Source organism: Pedobacter steynii, from assembly GCF_001721645.1.
Taxonomy (GTDB): Bacteria; Bacteroidota; Bacteroidia; order Sphingobacteriales; family Sphingobacteriaceae; genus Pedobacter; species Pedobacter steynii_A.
In genome coordinates this window covers 4,814,156-4,826,324 of sequence record NZ_CP017141.1, presented here as the reverse complement: position 1 = coordinate 4,826,324, position 12,169 = coordinate 4,814,156, and the positions used below count along the sequence as shown (strand labels likewise).

Genomic DNA, 12,169 nt, shown 5'->3' with positions numbered 1-12,169 from the left:
AATGATTGAATTAAGAAATATAACGAAGAAGTTTTATCAGAAAACAAAAGCGATCACTGCCCTGTCGGACGTATCCCTGACCGTACCTGAAGGTAAGATTTTTGGTGTTATCGGTGCTTCCGGTGCAGGTAAAAGCACCCTGATCCGCTGCGTGAACCTACTTGAAAAACCGACCTCCGGGGAGGTAATTGTAGCCGGGCAAAACCTGATGAACCTTTCTTCAAAGCAACTGGCAAAAGCCAGAAGACATATCGGAATGATCTTCCAGCACTTCAACCTTCTTTCTTCCAGAACGGTTTTTGAAAATGTAGCTTTTTCGCTGGAGCTGGACCACACCCCAAAACAGGAGATTCAAAAGAGGGTTTCTGATCTGCTTTCTTTAGTAGGCCTTGACGAGAAACATCATGACTACCCTGTAAATTTATCCGGAGGCCAGAAACAACGTGTTGCCATTGCCAGAACGCTTGCAAGCAATCCCAAAGTACTCCTTTGTGATGAAGCCACAAGCGCATTAGATCCTGCAACAACAAAATCAATTCTTAGTTTATTAAAAGACATTAACAAGAGACTCAACATCACTATTTTATTAATCACCCATGAAATGGATGTCGTGAAAGACATCTGTGATGAGGTGGCAGTAATCAGTGAAGGCAAACTCATAGAACAGGGCGCGGTGAGTGAGGTATTCTCCCATCCCAAAACCACACTGGCTAAGGAATTTATTGCCTCTTCTTTAAATCTGGAAATACCGATAGATTATATGGAGCGCCTGGTAGCAGAGCCTGCCACAGATAAACGTCCGCTTTTGAAGCTGGAATTTACAGGCCAGTCCGTAGATGACCCGGTATTGTCTGAAGTGGCAAGGCATTTTCAGATCGACAGTAATGTGATCAGTGCCAGAATGGATTACGCCGGTGGTGTTAAATTTGGAGTGATGCTTATTGAAGTATTTGGCACACAGGAAAACAGTCTTCGGGCTATAGAATTTTATAAAAATAAAAACATTAAAGTAGAGGTTTTAGGTTATGTCTGATTCAATGATTTTACTTCTTGCTAAAGGAGCCTGGGAAACCATCGTCATGACCTTTGTTTCTGGCTTTTTCGGGTTCTTAATAGGACTGCCAACTGGCGTTTTACTTTACCTGACCAGGAAAGGACAGGTATTGGAGCATAGAACGTTAAACAATACCATTTCTGTAATTGTCAATATCTTTCGCTCTATTCCATTTATTATCCTGATTGTCTGGATGATCCCTTTCACCAGAGCATTGGTCGGAACTTCTATTGGTGTGGAAGCTGCGATCGTCCCACTCAGCATCGGGGCTGCCCCATTTATCGCCAGGCTGATCGAAAACAGCCTGATCGAAGTTCCCGGTGGGTTAGTTGAAGCTGCAAGAGCGATGGGCGCAACACCATTCCAGATTGTGAGAAAAGTTTTATTGCCAGAAGCACTTCCATCCATTATTAACAGTGCTTCAGTTACCCTGATTACTCTTGTTGGTTATTCCGCCATGGGAGGAGCTGTGGGTGCAGGAGGACTGGGCCAGATCGGATATCAATATGGATACGTTGGCTATGATGTGCTGGTTATGAACACCGTGCTTGTATTATTAATCGCGCTTGTCTTTTTAATCCAGTTTCTGGGCGATTTTATTGCAAAAAAAGTAGATCACAGATAATTCCTCAACAGGATATTAAACATTTAACTATTATGAATATAAAAACTAAATTTTTCGCGACGCTAACTATTCTGACTACTTCCATCCTATTATTTAGCTGTGGTGGCGGAGCAAAAAAAGATGACCCCAACCACATCAAAGTAGGGGTAGAATCAGGACCTGAATATAGTCTGGCTGAGGCCGCAAAAAAAGTAGCCAAAGACAAATACGGACTCGAAGTAGAACTCGTTCAATTTAACGATTATGTGATGCCAAATGAAGCACTTCATCAGGGAGATATTGATGCAAATGTTTTTCAAAACAAGCCTTATCTGGATGTTCAGACCAAACAACGTGGCTATAAATTTGCTATCGTTGGAAACACATTTGTTTATCCTCTTGCCGGATATTCAAAAAAAATCAAATCCCTTAAAGAACTTAAGGATGAAAGTACGGTGATCATTCCTAATGATGCCACTAACGGTGGAAGATCGCTACTGTTATTGCAGAAATTTGGCCTGCTGAAGCTAAAGGACGGCGTTGGACTCTTACCAACGGTAAATGATATTATAGAAAACCCCAGAAAACTAAAAATTCTTGAACTGGAAGCTCCGCAATTGCCGAGAGCTCTTGATGATCAGAACGTAACCATCGCGATTATCAACAATACCTTTGCTGCTCCTGTTGGATTAAGCCCGGAAAAAGATGGCTTATTTGTGGAAGATAAGGACTCTCCTTATGTAAATGCCATTGTTGCCAGAGAAGACAATAAAAGTGCTGAAAAAGTATTGAAGTTTGTAAAAGCTTATCAGTCTGCGGAAGTGGAACAAGCCGCATCCAAAGAATTTAAAGGCGGAGCCATTAAAGGTTGGTAATCCCCGCTAGCTGTTATAAAAAAGGCGCAGATCGATGATCTGCGCCTTTTTTATTGAACCGATATGTACTACCGCAGCGAGAGCCTTTTTCAAACCAACAAGGCAAGGAATCCACTATTTTCCTCAAAGTCAGAATCCCTGAAAATAAATTAAAATGTTTAATAAAACTAAACATTATTACACATATATTTAACAATTCAAGAAAACAAGGTACAAAATGAGGTTTTGAGGGCAACATAAAAGGTACGGTCTTGAAACAATAGAAAAGCTAAATATAAACCACAAATAACAACACAAATGAAAAAATCAATGATTTCCTTTTGCCTGCTTTGCATCGGGTTAAGTGTGAGTGCACAGGTAAAAAACGTAAAACATGTTGTACTTATTGGCTGTGATGGTTTTGGCGCCTACGCCGTTCCTGAAGCAAAGATGCCCAATTTGAAAAAACTAATGGAGACTGGTGCTTCAAGCCTGGAAGCCAGGTCTGTACTCCCCTCTTCAAGTGCGGTAAACTGGGCTTCTATGTTAATGGGTGCAGGGCCAACTGAACATGGTTATACAGAATGGGGAAGTAAAACACCGGAAATTCCATCTGTTACGACTACCAGATACGGTTTATTTCCTTCTATTTTTAGTGTGATCAGGGATCAGAAACCCAGTGCAAAAACCGCTGTGATTTACAGTTGGCCTGGAATCGGTCCGCTGATAGAGAAAGATGCCATTAGCATTGTGGTACCCGGAGCGGATAAGGACGATTTTTGCGCAGACACTGCTGCAGCTATTATAAAGAAAGAACGGCCTTATTTTACTTTTATTCATCTTGATGAGCCGGACCATACTGGTCACGAAATTGGTCACAGAACACCCGCCTACTATGATCAGTTGCAAAAGGTAGATGCCAGAATAGGAAAAATTGTAGAGGCAGTAAAAGATGCAGGTATAGAAAAAGAAACCATCATCATTGTTTCTGCAGATCATGGTGGCACCGGAAAAGGTCATGGAGGAAAATCACTCGATGAAGTGCAGATTCCATGGATCATCAACGGCCCCGGAATCAAAAAGAATCATAAAATAAAAGATGTGATCATCACTTATGATACCGCAGCTACAATCGCCTGGGTAATGGGACTAAAAACGCCTCAAAGCTGGCGTGGGAAAGCCGTGGCAGACAGCTTCAGCAAATAAACCCTTTTAAAAAGAACAGGACCTTTAAATCCTGTTCTTTTTTTATTCTCTGATGCTGTGCGGATCATTTAAAGCCAGTCGGGCAATTTCATCTTTCCGCTTAAACACAACTCCTTTTTGTTGCTGCATATAATTCAACAGCGCTGCTGTTGTTTTTACCATCTGAGGACTTCCCCCTATCCGGTCATGAAAACTGATAGACATCATTCTTTTTTTAAATTCAGATTCAGCATACAACTGATCAAACTCCGCTTTCACCTGATTGAAAAACTGATCTGTTGAGAAATTACTGCCCGCTATCAAAACAATATCATTACAACGCAGGGTATAAGGTACTACAACAAAATCCTTCCGGTCCACCTGGATCACAAAGGGTTCATCTCTGCTGAGATCATCGATATGGTAAGTAAAACCCAATTCCTGGAGTATCTTTAACGTATTCTTACCACGTCTAAGCCAGTTCGCGTTATAGCCTTTCGGCGTAAAACCTGTAGTTTTTCTGATCGCCTCCGCCCCATCTTTTATAAACTTCTTTTCTTCTTCATAAGACATCGTATACTGAGTAGCCCAATTCATCCCATGAGCAGCGGCTTCATGACCACGTTGCACGATTTCTCTGGCCAAATCCGGATTTTTCAAGACCGCTGAACCCACCATATGAGAGGTGACTTTGATTCCGGATTTATCCCAGTTGTCCAACATCCTGGGGATCCCTTCTTTATAACCATATTCATACCAGGATGCGGCAGGCAAGTCGATATACCCCTTTTGCATATTTTGCGGAAATGGGCTTTCCGAATTATCCGGCTGACCTCCGGCTTCAAACTGCATAGAAACTGAAATCACTAGCCTGGAACCGTCAGACCATTTGGTTCTTTCTTTAAATCGAACATGAGCATCAGTTCCCACTGCAGCCTTCAGCCTGGTATTTCCCATTATTCCTGCAATTCCCAGAATACTGCTTTGCCTAATAAAACTCCTTCTTGAACTCATTTTACATTATTTTAAAAGTACACGATACAAAGACCAGCTATTGTGAGGTATAAACTGAATCAATACGGCAAAGAATGCCAGATGAATCAATTGAGAAGGAATTGCCTCCCAATTCTCCACCATCGCTGTCCCCATAATCAATGCCAGCATTATCCAGCTTCCAGCCAGTAACGCGGGTCTGGTAAATAAGCCAAGCAATAACAATAACCCAACCGCAAACTCGGCAATTGGCAATGCATAGCTAAATGGAACAACCAAAGCTTTAGGTATCATTGATTTCTCAAAGCTGCCGACCATCCAATTGCTGAAAGAGGTAAGTTTAGGTAACCTGACCAGCCCATGTCCAAACATGCTGGCAGCAATACCTAGTCGCAATAATAAAAAAGTTGTAGTATTCATTTGATTCCTTTTTTGATAAATTTGATATCACAAAATTGCAGAGAATAAACAAAGCACTATTGTACAATCATTGGATTGATTTGTAAGTTTACAGGAATGGAGATAAAGAATTTACACCGGCCATTTGAGGTCGAATTTCTGGAATTAACCAGTTACCCGGTCAGAGAACATAGAAATACCTTTTTCGAAATGGTCTTCATTCTTGATGGGAAAGGAATTCAGAGCATCAATAACCATAAATTAGCTTATAGCGCCAATAAATTATTCCTGATATTCCCGCAGGACAGCCATGGTTTTGAAATCCATAGTCCTACCAGTTTCTTTTTTATCCGTTTTAATGAAAGCTATCTGAAAGGATTGGGCAAAGAGTGGGTACAAAAACTTGAATTTATGTTTCATAGCCACAACCATTTGCCGGGCTGCATCCTCAATAACATTTCTGACAAACCTTTAATCAGAGCACTCGCAGAAGCGCTAATCAGGGAACAACAGTCCCCACAGGTACATCAGGAAGAAGTGATCAGACAAATAATCAACACCCTGATCACCGTTGCAGCGAGGAACCTAAGTATAGACACCCATTCTTCCGTCAAAAGGGACCAGACAAATTTCCCGATTCATCTATTGAATTACATCCATCAGCACATTTACTTTCCGGATCAACTGAAAGCGGAAAAGATAGCAGATCATTTCCATATTTCTCCAACTTATATCAGCGAATATTTCAGGAGTAAAACAGGAGAAAGCCTGCAACAATATATTTCAGAATATCGTTTAAAACTAATCGAAACCCGTCTTCGCTTTACCGACATGCAGATTAATGAAATTGTACTCGAATTTGGACTTACTGATGCCAGTCACCTAAATAGAATATTCAAAAAGCACAAAGGACTGAACCCCTCCACATACAAAAAAATGCATCATTATTCCTATAGCAGAACTTCATAAAGACTAAAGAATTTATAGATCTTAAGCGCGCTGTTCTTGTTCCAGAAAATCAGCATAAAAATCAGGAACTGTACTATTCCTGATTCCCTCAATCGTTTCCGCGATGGGATAATCCACTTTACAAATCACAGGAACCACCGTTGCCGACTCCATATTGTCTCCCTCATTATTTATATTTAGCTGAAGATAACATGCTTTACGATCCTGCTCTTTAGACCGGCCTACCGACCCGGCATTAATCACCAGCTTAGACTTCCCGGCCTCTTCGGTAGACAGCAAGCGAATAAAAGAAAGGTGAGTATGACCACAAACCATTACATCTGCTTCCTGATCATTCAACATTTTCATTAGTGTCTTTTCTTCGTGCTGATCATAAATGTACTCCTCATTACTCCCCGGGCTGCCATGCACAAGCAGTATGGTAACGGATCCAAAGGTTAACCTGATGCTGGCCGGCAAACCTGCAAGAAACGCTTTATTATCGGAAGTAATTGTAGATTTTGTATGATTAATTGTAGTTAACCTGGCTTCCTGCTCTTCTCTGCTGTGCTTACTGAGGGAAAATACAGGATGGTCAAATGCAATGCGTTCATCATGATTCCCCATAATGGTTGGAATTCCCTTGCTTCGGATCAGTTCTGTCACTTCATTATTCCATGGTGCCCCATCAGTCAGGTCACCCAGACAGTAAATCCGATCTGCACCAAACAACCTGATATCCTCAAATACAGCTTTCAGCGCAGGTAAATTCCCATGTATATCACTAATAATTGCTATTTTCATTGTTCATTCCTAATCTTACGTACAAATCCAGCCAGCTCTCTCGTATAATTATCGAGTAGAACTGCCGAGCGCCTGATTCCATCTAAAGTCATTTTCAGATCATCCTCCGAGTCAATATGATGGTCAAACAGATCCGACAAGCCCAATATCTGAACCACGGGTTGCCTGACTTCATGAGAAATTTTATAAAGCATTTCTTCCATTGCCCTTATCTGTTCTTCCCTCTCCTTTTCTTCCTTAGCCTTACGTTCGGAAATCAATGTCCTTAAAGAAAGGTATTGAATAGGATTTCCCTGTTGGTTCTTAATCGGAACAATAACACTATCCACCCAATAATAAGACCCATCTTTAGCGCGATTTTTGATTTCGCCATGCCATACCCTTCCCTCACTAATCGTCTTCCACATATTTTTCAGAAATTCTTTAGGATGATACCCTGAGTTAATGATTCTGTGATTCTGTCCGATCAGTTCCTCAGCATTAAACTTCGACACCTCACAAAATCTCTTATTCACATGAACAATTTCCCCTTTAGTATCTGTAATAGAAGAAATTATACTCGTATCAACTGCCTGCTGATAAGCGATTAAAAGCGGCAGCAGTTTCTCTTTTGAGCTTGTTTCTGTATACTCATTGCCCGTCCTAAATATGCTCATAAGCACGCAAATCTACGTTTTATAGCGCCTTTTAGGAGATGAAAATAATTTTAATCTTATTTTCGGCTACAAAATTTCTACAGAATTCAATCCTTTCTTTGACCAGAATTTTATAACTTTTTTTTTCCAGATTAAAGGACAGCCGGACTTTCCGAAGGAAATACAAGCAGGGGGAGCTTCAGGTGGCCAACCATCTTTTTGGTCTGGCTACCTTTAAAGATACGCTGTATAAAATGATGTTTGCGGTGCACCATTGCCAGCAGGTCAATCGCCACATGCTCTGTCAGCCAGTTCAATCCATCATCCACATCCATATCTTTAACATGGCGATAGTAGATTTTAGAATAGTTAACCTTACAGGTTACTTCATTTAAGAATGCATCCACCTTATCATGATCGAGACCATGATCAAGATCTGCGGGAGTAATGTGGACAATCAGAATTTCGGCATTAAATGCACGGGCAAAAATACTAAGCGAATGAATCAGCAGAAGATCACCTTCACTCAGATCTGTGGCAAATGCAATCTTTTTCATTTTTTTAAATGCAGTTCCGGGAGGAACCAGCAGTATTGGAAAATCGGCATGATCTATCAGCGCTCTGCTGCTGCTCCCTAAAAAAAACCTGCTTAAGGCGCCTGCCCCCGAAGTCCCCATCACCACCAGACTTGCTTTCTCCCGGTTCAGCGACTCTTTAACCACTTCGCTCACTGTCCCGATTTCTGCACTATAATGAACCGGCGGGCAGTCAGAAACCAAAAGCTCAGTGTTGGTTTTCAGCTCTATAGATAATTTACTCAGTTCTTTATTAGCTTCCTGCTGAAGACTTGAATAATCCATTAAAGGCCAGGCAACGGGCTGCCCCAGAGGGGAAGCTGTGGGTAACATTACTGCATAACACAATTTCAGACTTGCTTTTATACCTTTTCCAAGTTCAAAAGCATAATACGCTGCATTATTGGCTGCAGGGGAAAAATCAGTTGGGACAAGTATCGTTTTCATGGATCCTGGCTTTTAATTGACATTACCATAAAAATCCGGATTTCGTTCTTTAAAAGGAATGATCCTGATCACTTTAAATACTGATTGTGAGCATACTGATCATAAAAAATCCCGTTTCCGACAGACCGAATAGTCTGACAGAAACGGGATAGTCCGGAAAAACTGAACAGGTTAAAACACAGGACCGGCTTCCACCTGAAAATCTTCATCCCTCAGATAAACGACTTCCATGCTTTTTTCATAGTTTGTAGATTTCTTAGAGAAGAAATCATGCTGTGTAGTATCTACATTTAAACCGTTCAAAACAATAGAATTTACTGCTTTCACTTCGAATAATTCTTCGAAACCTAAATTCATCATTGCTTTATTTGCATTGTAACGTACATATTCTTTTACGTCTGCAGTAAGTCCCACTTCAGTATATAATTCGTCAGTATACTTTAATTCATTTTCATAAAGTTCCATCAACAACCTGATCAGTTCTTCCTTGCTTTTTTCCGGGTTAGGAAGTCTTTTATAAACATCCTGCGCCAGTAAGCCAACGAATACACCATGAATAGACTCATCAGCCACAATTTTCTTGATGATGTCTGCGCTGGCTACCATTTGCCCCTGTCCGGATAGCCACAAAGGCATAAAGAACCCACTATAAAATAGAAAAGACTCTAATAATACAGATGCCGCCAATCCCATAAATAAAGTTTCATCACTTACTTTATTAGCATCCAGACTTCTATAATATTTGTCTATTGTTGCCGCTTTAAACTGTAATAGTTTATTGCTTTCCACCCATTCAAATAATTCATTAATCTCTGCAGTACTGTTTACTGTTGTAAAGATTGTCGAGTAAGATTTGGCATGAATGGCTTCCATCATACACATAAAAGACAGGACAGCCTTATTCTGCAAACCATCTATATGGTCCAGCAGTTTTGGCATTCCGGTATGACTTTGTAAAGTATCCAGCAAGGTTAACCCCCCAAGAGCTCTTTTGTAGGCCTGTTGAATTTCGGGCGTTAAAGACTTCCAGCTATCGATATCTTTGGAAGGAATATATTCTGTATCCACCCAGAACTGACGCAGGTTCTGTTCCCAGAACATGCCGGCATAATCATTCTCAGGAGTGTTCCAGTTTACTGCTTTATATTGATTCATCTATGTAAATTTAGTAAGGTAATTGATCTTCCTGGGGATTAAACGGAGCAGGAAACACATTCATCAATGGAAGCTTTCCGCGTCCGGGTGTAGTATAGAGATTTAAGTCCCATTTTATGTGCATAGATATAATACTTCGCAATATCTCGGGTACTGTCTTTGGTATTGGTATGCAAAATGGTTGAAATCCCCTGATCCACATGCTTCTGAATCACAGAGATCAGTCGCAGGACATTCTTCTGATCCATATCATAGGCAGATTTATAGAAGAAGTAATTGTCATTATCCAGATAAGGCATAGGATAATAAGTTGTACTATCACCATACTCTCGGATCTCAATCACATCTACCACCGGCATGACAGATGCCGTTGCATTCATAATATAAGAGGTGGACTGATTGGGTGCAATTGCAAGTCTGTAAGCATGATACAAGCCATGTTCTTTTACCTCATTCATTAATGCAGCCCAATCGGCTGCTGTAGGAATGGACATTCCTTCGAACAATCCAACAATTTTATCATTTACGGGAGCGATATCCTTTTCCAGGTACATTTTGAAGTAATTTCCATTGGCATATTCTGACTCTTCAAAACCTACAAAAGTTTCTTTCTTCTCACGGGCAATTTCCATAGAACTCCGGATCGAGTAGAAATTAACCATCATAAAGAAAACATTACAGAAATCCAATGCTTCTTTACTTTCATACATAATGAAATTTTTGGCCAGAAAGCCATGTAAGTTCATCGCACCAAGGCCAACACTATGTAATTCTTTATTTGCCTTCTGAACAGAAGGAACCATAGCAATATTGGTAATATCAGAAACAACCGTCAGAGAGCGCATGGCAGTGGTCACCGCTTCTTTAATCCTTTTATTTTCCATAACCGTTGCGATATTAAGCGAACCCAGGTTACAGGAAATACCATAACGGATCTGGTCTTCTTTACCGTAGATCTCAATGTCTGAAACTTCCGAGACCTGCATAATTTCCGTACAAAGGTTTGAAAATTTAATATTTCCAATTTCTTTCAGCGCATGGCCTTTATTGGCATTCCCTTTAAAGAACAGATATGGATAACCACTTTCCTTTTGCGTTTGCGCGATTTTCACCATCAGGTGACGCGCATTGATTTTCTTTTTCTTTACCAGAGGATTTGTCACTAGTTCTTCATACATTTCGTTCATGTCGAGTTCATCCAGATATTTACCATATTGTTTATATACGGTATGTGGATAGAACAGGTAACACGCTTCGTCATTTTCAGCAAGCTCCATAAACTTATCCGGAACGATAACCCCGATAGAAAGTGATTTTATTCTCACTTTTTCATCAACATTGATTTTTTTACAATCCAGAAACTCCTCAATATCGGTATGGAAAATATTCAGATAAACCGCTCCGGCACCCGGACGCTGCCCCAATTGATTGGCATAAGAGAAAGTATCCTCCAGGATCTTCATAATTGGCAATACACCTCCCGCACGTCCTTTCACATCTTTAATCGATTCTCCTCTTGCCCGAACTTTGGAAATGTTAAAGGAAACACCGCCACCAATTGAAGAAAGCTTCATTGCAGAGTCTACCGCATAACCAATTCCATTCAGGTTATCTCCTATTTCATCCAGAAAACAAGATACCAGCTCACCGGAACGCTTTTTACCGGAGTTCAGGAAAGTAGGTGTTGCCGGCTGATACTCCTGGTTGATCAACATTTCTGCATATTGTTTAGCCTGAGCAACATCACCCCTGCCCAGGAACAGGGATACTGCGACAACGCGGTCTTCGTAACGTTCCAGGAATTTTTCTCCGCTATCATCTCTTAAAGCGTAGCTCTGGAAAAATTTAAAAGCACTCATGAAAGATTGAAATCTGAATTTCTTTGCATAGACCAGGTCATATACTTCTTCCATCTGCTCAAAACTATACCACTGATAGAAATCTATGTAGTATTCCTGTTCAATCAGGTAATCAATCTTTTCCTTTAGGGTATAAAAGAAAACTGTGTTTTTATTTACGTAGTCGAGGAAATAAGAACGTACTGCTTCTTTATCTTTGTGGAGGCTGAATTCGTCGTCCTTTTTAACCATGATCTCGTTGTTTAACAAGATCCATTTTTTAGTTACCATATCGTTAGCCTTCTATATTTTCTATAAATTTTCGAATGTCTTCTCCGGTACCGGAGAGCTCAAACTGCAGGAGAACAGGCAATTTGAAAAGTACCGAGATTTTTTTTGCCGCCAATGCATAATTAGGGCCCCAGTTTTTATTTCCACTGGAAGAAACAGATTTAATAGCAGCACTATTCTCTTCCAGGAAACGTAAAGTAGAAGCCGGAACTTCTCCAAAGCCGGTAGTATAAGTAATCAGGTGCCCCTCTTCAAGCGGCAGAGATACCTGGTCGATCTTTTGGATCTGCCAGTCCCGATGCAGTTTCAACCGATTTACAAAACGTTCCACATTACCGGTTTTGCTGTCGTAATAAATCCAGGTCATGGGCCCACTATAAAATAAAA

The 12,169-nt window shown here is 40.6% G+C and carries 13 protein-coding genes; 5 read left to right on the top strand and 8 right to left on the bottom strand.

Features of this window, described 5'->3' with window-relative positions; genetic code table 11:
- The first annotated feature begins 1 nt into the window (after nt 1).
- From metN to BFS30_RS20010, 4 genes are all read left to right on the top strand, one after another.
- A complete protein-coding gene (metN, locus tag BFS30_RS20025) occupies nt 2-1,033 on the top strand; it encodes a methionine ABC transporter ATP-binding protein MetN (protein WP_069380915.1) in 1,032 nt (343 codons plus the stop codon).
- A gap of 4 nt (nt 1,034-1,037) precedes the next feature.
- Nucleotides 1,038-1,679: a methionine ABC transporter permease MetI gene (gene metI / locus BFS30_RS20020; protein ID WP_237028616.1), complete on the top strand. Its 642-nt coding sequence runs from the start codon at nt 1,038-1,040 to the stop codon at nt 1,677-1,679.
- Between the two features lie 32 nt (nt 1,680-1,711).
- Nucleotides 1,712-2,533: a methionine ABC transporter substrate-binding lipoprotein MetQ gene (gene metQ, locus BFS30_RS20015; RefSeq protein WP_069380913.1), complete on the top strand. Its 822-nt coding sequence runs from the start codon at nt 1,712-1,714 to the stop codon at nt 2,531-2,533.
- A 297-nt stretch (nt 2,534-2,830) separates the two neighbouring features.
- Complete coding sequence (locus tag BFS30_RS20010; protein ID WP_069380912.1) at nt 2,831-3,718, top strand: alkaline phosphatase; 888 nt, start codon at nt 2,831-2,833, stop codon at nt 3,716-3,718.
- A 42-nt stretch (nt 3,719-3,760) separates the two neighbouring features.
- Here the strand turns inward: BFS30_RS20010 and BFS30_RS20005 are convergent, their stop codons facing one another.
- Nucleotides 3,761-4,711 carry a polysaccharide deacetylase family protein gene (locus tag BFS30_RS20005; protein ID WP_069380911.1) on the bottom strand — a complete coding sequence of 317 codons (951 nt, stop codon included), beginning with the start codon at nt 4,709-4,711 and terminating at the stop codon, nt 3,761-3,763.
- A gap of 6 nt (nt 4,712-4,717) precedes the next feature.
- Complete coding sequence (locus tag BFS30_RS20000; RefSeq protein ID WP_069380910.1) at nt 4,718-5,110, bottom strand: DoxX family membrane protein; 393 nt, start codon at nt 5,108-5,110, stop codon at nt 4,718-4,720.
- 96 nt (nt 5,111-5,206) lie between these two features.
- Here BFS30_RS20000 and BFS30_RS19995 point away from each other — a divergent pair, with 96 nt between their 5' ends.
- The gene (locus BFS30_RS19995; RefSeq protein ID WP_069380909.1) at nt 5,207-6,058 is read left to right on the top strand and encodes an AraC family transcriptional regulator; all 852 of its coding nucleotides are present in this window, start codon (nt 5,207-5,209) and stop codon (nt 6,056-6,058) included.
- Between the two features lie 21 nt (nt 6,059-6,079).
- Here BFS30_RS19995 and BFS30_RS19990 read toward each other — a convergent pair whose 3' ends face one another.
- The 6 genes from BFS30_RS19990 to nrdI all read right to left on the bottom strand — a co-directional run bounded on the left by BFS30_RS19990 (nt 6,080) and on the right by nrdI (nt 12,149).
- A complete protein-coding gene (locus BFS30_RS19990) occupies nt 6,080-6,841 on the bottom strand; it encodes a metallophosphoesterase family protein (RefSeq protein WP_069380908.1) in 762 nt (253 codons plus the stop codon).
- Entirely contained in the window at nt 6,838-7,497 is a 660-nt protein-coding gene (locus tag BFS30_RS19985) for a PAS domain-containing protein (RefSeq protein ID WP_069380907.1), read from the bottom strand. The genes BFS30_RS19990 and BFS30_RS19985 overlap by 4 nt, the downstream gene beginning before the upstream one ends.
- A gap of 131 nt (nt 7,498-7,628) precedes the next feature.
- Complete coding sequence (locus tag BFS30_RS19980; RefSeq protein WP_069380906.1) at nt 7,629-8,498, bottom strand: universal stress protein; 870 nt, start codon at nt 8,496-8,498, stop codon at nt 7,629-7,631.
- Nucleotides 8,499-8,669: 171 nt separating this feature from the next.
- On the bottom strand, nt 8,670-9,653 hold the full coding sequence (gene nrdF / locus BFS30_RS19975) for a class 1b ribonucleoside-diphosphate reductase subunit beta (RefSeq protein ID WP_069380905.1): 984 nt from the start codon (nt 9,651-9,653) through the stop codon (nt 8,670-8,672).
- Nucleotides 9,654-9,691: 38 nt separating this feature from the next.
- Nucleotides 9,692-11,782 (bottom strand): class 1b ribonucleoside-diphosphate reductase subunit alpha, encoded by a 2,091-nt coding sequence (gene nrdE / locus BFS30_RS19970; RefSeq protein ID WP_069380904.1) that lies wholly within the window; start codon nt 11,780-11,782, stop codon nt 9,692-9,694.
- Nucleotides 11,783-11,786: 4 nt separating this feature from the next.
- Nucleotides 11,787-12,149, bottom strand: a complete 363-nt coding sequence (gene nrdI / locus BFS30_RS19965) for a class Ib ribonucleoside-diphosphate reductase assembly flavoprotein NrdI (protein WP_069380903.1) — start codon at nt 12,147-12,149, stop codon at nt 11,787-11,789.
- Nucleotides 12,150-12,169 lie beyond the last annotated feature (20 nt).

Bases quoted from the DNA above. Each gene is read 5' to 3' on its own strand.
- nrdI (WP_069380903.1), bottom strand. From the start codon at position 12,149: ATGACCTGGATTTATTACGACAGCAAAACCGGTAATGTGGAACGTTTT.
- BFS30_RS20010 (WP_069380912.1), top strand. From the start codon at position 2,831: ATGAAAAAATCAATGATTTCCTTTTGCCTGCTTTGCATCGGGTTAAGT.
- BFS30_RS19980 (WP_069380906.1), bottom strand. From the start codon at position 8,498: ATGAAAACGATACTTGTCCCAACTGATTTTTCCCCTGCAGCCAATAAT.
- BFS30_RS19990 (WP_069380908.1), bottom strand. From the start codon at position 6,841: ATGAAAATAGCAATTATTAGTGATATACATGGGAATTTACCTGCGCTG.
- BFS30_RS19985 (WP_069380907.1), bottom strand. From the start codon at position 7,497: ATGAGCATATTTAGGACGGGCAATGAGTATACAGAAACAAGCTCAAAA.
- BFS30_RS20000 (WP_069380910.1), bottom strand. From the start codon at position 5,110: ATGAATACTACAACTTTTTTATTATTGCGACTAGGTATTGCTGCCAGC.
- nrdE (WP_069380904.1), bottom strand. From the start codon at position 11,782: ATGGTAACTAAAAAATGGATCTTGTTAAACAACGAGATCATGGTTAAA.
- nrdF (WP_069380905.1), bottom strand. From the start codon at position 9,653: ATGAATCAATATAAAGCAGTAAACTGGAACACTCCTGAGAATGATTAT.
- BFS30_RS20005 (WP_069380911.1), bottom strand. From the start codon at position 4,711: ATGAGTTCAAGAAGGAGTTTTATTAGGCAAAGCAGTATTCTGGGAATT.
- BFS30_RS19995 (WP_069380909.1), top strand. From the start codon at position 5,207: ATGGAGATAAAGAATTTACACCGGCCATTTGAGGTCGAATTTCTGGAA.
- metQ (WP_069380913.1), top strand. From the start codon at position 1,712: ATGAATATAAAAACTAAATTTTTCGCGACGCTAACTATTCTGACTACT.
- metI (WP_237028616.1), top strand. From the start codon at position 1,038: ATGATTTTACTTCTTGCTAAAGGAGCCTGGGAAACCATCGTCATGACC.
- metN (WP_069380915.1), top strand. From the start codon at position 2: ATGATTGAATTAAGAAATATAACGAAGAAGTTTTATCAGAAAACAAAA.